Source organism: Allobosea sp. TAB14, assembly GCF_052113865.1.
GTDB lineage: Bacteria > Pseudomonadota > Alphaproteobacteria > Rhizobiales > Beijerinckiaceae > Allobosea > Allobosea spartocytisi.
The window spans coordinates 1-5,268 of record NZ_JBFRDQ010000249.1; the positions used below are offsets into that span (position 1 = coordinate 1).

The 5,268-nt window shown below is 66.0% G+C and carries 5 protein-coding genes; 3 read left to right on the top strand and 2 right to left on the bottom strand.

From position 1 onward, the window contains the following. Positions 1–233, top strand: a 233-nt coding sequence (locus AB4Y99_RS25350) for a hypothetical protein (RefSeq protein ID WP_441525268.1), incomplete at its 5' end; no start/stop codon positions are given. A gap of 92 nt (positions 234–325) precedes the next feature. Next, positions 326–2,131, top strand: coding sequence for a translation elongation factor 4 (lepA, locus tag AB4Y99_RS25355; protein ID WP_441525269.1), 1,806 nt, complete (start codon positions 326–328; stop codon positions 2,129–2,131). A 103-nt stretch (positions 2,132–2,234) separates the two neighbouring features. On the opposite strand, the gene xylB is transcribed toward lepA, so the two are convergent. Both xylB and xylA read right to left on the bottom strand, forming a co-directional pair. Then, positions 2,235–3,683: a xylulokinase gene (gene xylB / locus AB4Y99_RS25360; protein ID WP_441525270.1), complete on the bottom strand. Its 1,449-nt coding sequence runs from the start codon at positions 3,681–3,683 to the stop codon at positions 2,235–2,237. 9 nt (positions 3,684–3,692) lie between these two features. Then, the gene (xylA, locus tag AB4Y99_RS25365; RefSeq protein ID WP_441525271.1) at positions 3,693–5,000 is read right to left on the bottom strand and encodes a xylose isomerase; all 1,308 of its coding nucleotides are present in this window, start codon (positions 4,998–5,000) and stop codon (positions 3,693–3,695) included. A 139-nt stretch (positions 5,001–5,139) separates the two neighbouring features. On the opposite strand from xylA, the gene AB4Y99_RS25370 reads away from it, so the two are divergent. Beyond that, a partial coding sequence (locus AB4Y99_RS25370) for a LacI family DNA-binding transcriptional regulator (RefSeq protein ID WP_441525272.1) occupies positions 5,140–5,268 on the top strand: 129 nt, incomplete at its 3' end.

Sequence of the window (5,268 nt, forward strand, 5' to 3'; positions counted from 1 at the left end):
GCCTTGAGCCGTTCACCCAGCCGGCGGTCGATATCGGTGTCGCTCTCGAATTCCATGAATATGAGAATAATTCTTATATATTGGAATTGGCAAGATGCTTTCTTAAGCCTCCAAAACCTCCGCCGTCATCCCGGGCGACCGAAGGGAGACCCGGGGTCCATGCCGGGGCGTTTCCGATGACGGTTCAGGGATGGATCCCGGATCGGCGCCGCTTTGCGGCTTGTCCGGGATGACCGGTGTGGTTCTCGCGCCAGCACATGGCTTTGATGCCGCCTGAATCGCGCAACCGCTTGGCGCAACGCGGCTTCACTGCTATGGCGCGCGCATGAGCACCCGTACCATCGACAACATCCGCAACTTCTCGATCGTGGCCCATATCGACCACGGCAAGTCGACTCTGGCTGACCGGCTGATCCAGCAGACCGGCACGGTCGCCGCACGCGACATGAGCGAGCAGATCCTCGACTCGATGGATATCGAGAAGGAGCGCGGCATCACCATCAAGGCGCAGACGGTGCGGCTCGACTATCAGGCGAAGGATGGCAAGACCTACATCCTGAACCTGATGGATACCCCCGGCCATGTCGATTTCGCCTATGAGGTCTCGCGCTCGCTGGCGGCCTGCGAGGGCTCGCTGCTGGTGGTCGACGCCTCGCAGGGCGTCGAGGCGCAGACGCTCGCCAACGTCTATCAGGCGCTCGATGCCAACCACGAGATCGTCACCGTCCTCAACAAGATCGACCTGCCGGCCGCCGAGCCGGAGCGGATCAAGCAGCAGATCGAGGATGTGATCGGGCTCGATGCCTCGGAAGCCGTGCCGATCTCGGCCAAGACCGGGCTCAACATCGAGGGCGTGCTGGAAGCCATCGTCCAGAAGCTGCCCGCCCCGAAGGGCGACCCCGACGCGCCGCTGAAATGCCTGCTGGTCGATTCGTGGTATGACGCCTATCTCGGCGTCGTCGTTCTCGTGCGCGTCATCGACGGCGTGCTCAAGAAGAACATGACCATCCGCATGATGCGGGCCAAGGCGTCCTACGGCGTCGACCGCGTCGGCGTGTTCAAGCCGAAGATGCTGGAGGTCAAGGAACTCGGCCCTGGCGAGGTTGGCTTCTTCACCGCCTCGATCAAGGAAGTCGCGGACACCGCCGTCGGCGACACCATCACCGACGACAAGCGGCCGATCGCCGAGCCGCTGCCGGGCTTCAAGCCGGTGCAGCCGGTGGTGTTCTGCGGCATCTTCCCGGTCGATGCCGCCGATTTCGAGGTGCTGCGCGCCGCCATGAGCCGGTTGCGCCTGAACGACGCCTCGTTCTCCTACGAGATGGAAACCTCCGCCGCGCTCGGCTTCGGCTTCCGCTGCGGCTTTCTCGGGCTGCTGCATCTGGAGATCATCCAGGAGCGGCTCGAACGCGAGTTCAACCTCAACCTGATCTCGACGGCGCCATCGGTCGTCTATCGCCTCAAGCTGCGCGACGGCACGTCGATCGAGCTCCACAACCCGGCCGACATGCCGGATGTGATGAAGATCGAATTTATCGAGGAGCCCTGGATCAAGGCGACGATCTTCACGCCCGACGAATATCTCGGCTCGGTGCTGAAGCTCTGTCAGGATCGCCGCGGCATCCAGACCGACCTCTCCTATGTCGGCTCGCGCGCCAAGGTGGTCTACGACCTGCCGCTGAACGAGGTCGTCTTCGACTTCTACGACCGCTTGAAGTCGATCTCGAAGGGCTATGCCTCCTTCGACTACGCCATCACCGACTATCGCGAGGGCGACCTCGTGCGCATGTCGATCCTGGTCAATGCCGAGCCKGTCGAYGCGCTCTCGATGCTGGTCCAYCGSWCSCGCGCCGAKGCKCGCGGYCGCGCCATGTGCGAGAAGCTCAAGGAGCTGATCCCGCCGCATATGTTCCAGATTCCGGTGCAGGCCGCGATCGGCGGCAAGATCATCGCCCGCGAGACCATCCGTGCGCTGCGCAAGGACGTCACCGCCAAATGCTATGGCGGCGACGCCACCCGCAAGCGCAAGCTTCTGGAGAAGCAGAAGGAGGGCAAGAAGAAGATGCGGCAGTTCGGCAAGGTCGAAATCCCGCAGGAAGCCTTCATCGCCGCCCTCAAGATGGACGATTGAGCGCGTAACGCTCGCCGTTCCCAGCAAAAACTCGACCGTCATCCCGGATCTCCGCTTCGCTGCGTCCGGGATGACGCGGAGGTTCTGGTGTTGACTGGAAGCGTCAGACGCTCTCGCGTCGATAGGCCGCGCGATAGCGCGCATAAAGCCGCTGATAAGCCTCGCTCCACTCGGCGCGCGGCGTGACCACCCTCTCCAGCGCCGGCGGCTTGCACAGCGCCTCCGGTGCCTCGCCGGTGACGGCGAGCCGCGCCAATCGCGCCGCCCCGAAGGCACCGCCTCTTTCACCGCCGGCGCGGTATTCCAGCGGCCGGTCGAGGATCGCAGCCAGAATCTCGCCCCAGAGCCCCGAGCGCRCCCCGCCGCCGATCACGCTCAGCGTCTCGATGCGCGGCCCCACTGCCTCGAGGGCGGCGAGCCCGTCGGCGAAGCTGAAGCCGACGCCCTCCAGCACGGCCCGGCCGAGATCGCTGCGCCGCGTGCCATGGGTCAGCCCGGCGAAGAGTCCGGTCGCCTGCGGGTCGTTGTGCGGCGTCCGCTCGCCCGAGAGATAGGGCAGGAAGACGACCTCGCCCGGCCGGTCGGTCTCGTTGGCAATCTCATCCAGCAGTGCCGCTTCCGTCGTGCCGGTCACGCCGCTGACCCAGCTCAGGCTCGAAGCGGCGCTCAGCATCACCGCCATCTGGTGCCAGAGGCCGGGCAGGGCATGGCAGAAGCTGTGCACCGCCTGCGCCGGATTGGCCGAATAGGCGGCGCTGGTCGTGAAGATCACGCCGGACGTGCCGAGCGACAGAAAGCCCTGTCCCGGCGTGATCGCGCCGATGCCGACAGCGCCGGCCGCATTGTCGCCCGCCCCGCCCGCGACGATGACGCCCTTAGGCAGCCCCCATTCTGTTGCGAGCGCATCACGCAATACCCCGCCGGACTCGCTGCCTTCGACGAGGCGTGGCATCGCCGTCTCGGAGAGCCCGGTCGCGTCGAGCATCGCTTGCGACCAGCGCCGTGCCGCCACGTCGAGCCAGAGCGTGCCGGCGCTGTCCGACATGTCGGAGATCGGCTCGCCGGTCAGGCGCAGCCGCAGATAATCCTTCGGCAGCAGCACCTTGGCGATGCCGGCGAAAATCTCGGGCTCGTGCCGCTGCACCCAGACCAGCTTCGGCGCGGTGAAGCCGGGCATGGCGAGGTTGCCGGTGATCGCGCGTGAGCGCGGTTCGCGCTCCTCCAGCAACCGGCACTCGGCGCCGCTGCGCCCGTCATTCCAGAGAATGGCCGGGCGCAGGACCCGGTCCTGCGCATCGAGCAGCACCGCGCCATGCATCTGGCCGCTGAGGCCGAGCCCGCGCACCCCCGCCACCTCTGCCGGCCATCCGGCCTTGAGCCGCGTGAGCGCCCGGTCGAGCGCCTGCCACCAATCCTCGGGGCTCTGTTCGGACCAGAGCGGCTGCGGCCGCGAGACGGTGAGCGGCTCGCTCGCCTCCGCGACGACGCGCTCGTCCGTGTCGACAAGCACGGCCTTGAGGGATGAGGTGCCGAGATCGATGCCTAGGAACATCGCCGCGCCTCAGATGAAGCGCTGCACGAGGTTCTCCAGCATCTCCTGCCGCCCCGACACGGGATGCGGCTCCGGTCCAGCAGCCGCCTTCTCGGCGATCTCCGCGAGCGAGAGCCGCCCGGCGAGGATGTCCTGTCCGAAGCTGCCGTCCCAGCCGGCATAGCGGCGCGAGACGAAATCGGCGAGGCCGCTATCCGCGATCAGCCTCTCGGCGTTGAGCAGCGCTCGCGCCAGCAAATCAAACCCGCCGACATGGGCATGCAGCAGGTCGATGGCATCGATCGACTGGCGCCGCACCTTGGCGTCGAAATTGAAGCCGCCGGTCTTCAAGCCCCCCGCCTGCAGGATGCGGTAGAGCACCAGCGTCATCTCGTTGAGATCGTTCGGGAACTGGTCGGTKTCCCAGCCGTTCTGCGGGTCGCCGCGATTGATGTCGAGACTGCCGAGCAGATCATGCGCCAGCGCATAGGCGATCTCATGCTCGAAGCTGTGGCCGGCGAGCGTCGCGTGGTTGGCCTCGATGTTGAGCTTCACCTCGCCGACGAGATCGTAACGCGAGAGAAAGCCGTGCACCGTCGCGGCGTCGAAATCATACTGGTGCTTGGTCGGCTCGCAGGGCTTGGGCTCGATCAGGATCGTGCCGGTGAAGCCGATCCTGTGCTTGTGCTCGACGACCAGCGCGAGGAAGCGACCGAGCTGGTCGAGTTCGCGCTTCAGATCGGTGTTCAGCAGCGTCTCATAGCCCTCGCGCCCGCCCCAGAGCACGTAGTTTGTGCCGCCGAGCCGCTTCGTCACATCGAGCACGGCGCGCACCTGCGCGGCGGCATGGGCGAAGATGTGCGGGTCGGGATTGGTCGCGGCGCCCGCGGCATAGCGCGGATGCGAGAACAGATTGGCCGTGCCCCAGAGCAGTTTCACCCCCGTCCGCGCCATATGCCCGGCAAAGCGGTCGGCGATGGCGTCGAGATTGGACCAGCCTTCGCGGATGYTGCGCCCCAGCGGTACGGCATCGACATCGTGGAAGGCGAAATAGGGTGCGCCAAGCTTGGCGAAGAAGTCGAAGGCGGCATCGGCCTTCGCCTCCGCCATGGCGAGGGTATCGGGCCCGCCGAGCCAGGGCCGTTCGAAGGTGCCGCTGCCGAAGACGTCGCTGCCGGGCCAGCAGAAGCTGTGCCAATAGGCCACACAAGGGCGCAGGATCTCCGCCATCGGCTGACCCAGCACGAGGCGATCGGGCTCGTAATAACGATAAGCCAGCGGGTTGCGGCTCTCCGGTCCCTCGAAGCGGATCGCGGGCAGATCGGCGAAATAGCTCATGGCGTTCCCTCGGCTTGGAAGCTCGGGCCTTCACCTGCGAGGCTTGGAGAAATGCCTCGATATTTCAGGTGTGACCCATCATTTTGAGTTGCGCACATCTAATCCCGTCTTTATCGCTTTGGGAAGGGGAGGGTGGCGCATGGCGCGGACCACGCTGCAGGATGTCGCGAGCGAGGCAGGGGTCAGCCTCGCCACGGTCGACCGCGTGATGAACGGCCGCTCCGGCGTCCATGCCCGCACCGTCGAGCGCGTCCAGGCGGCGGTGAAG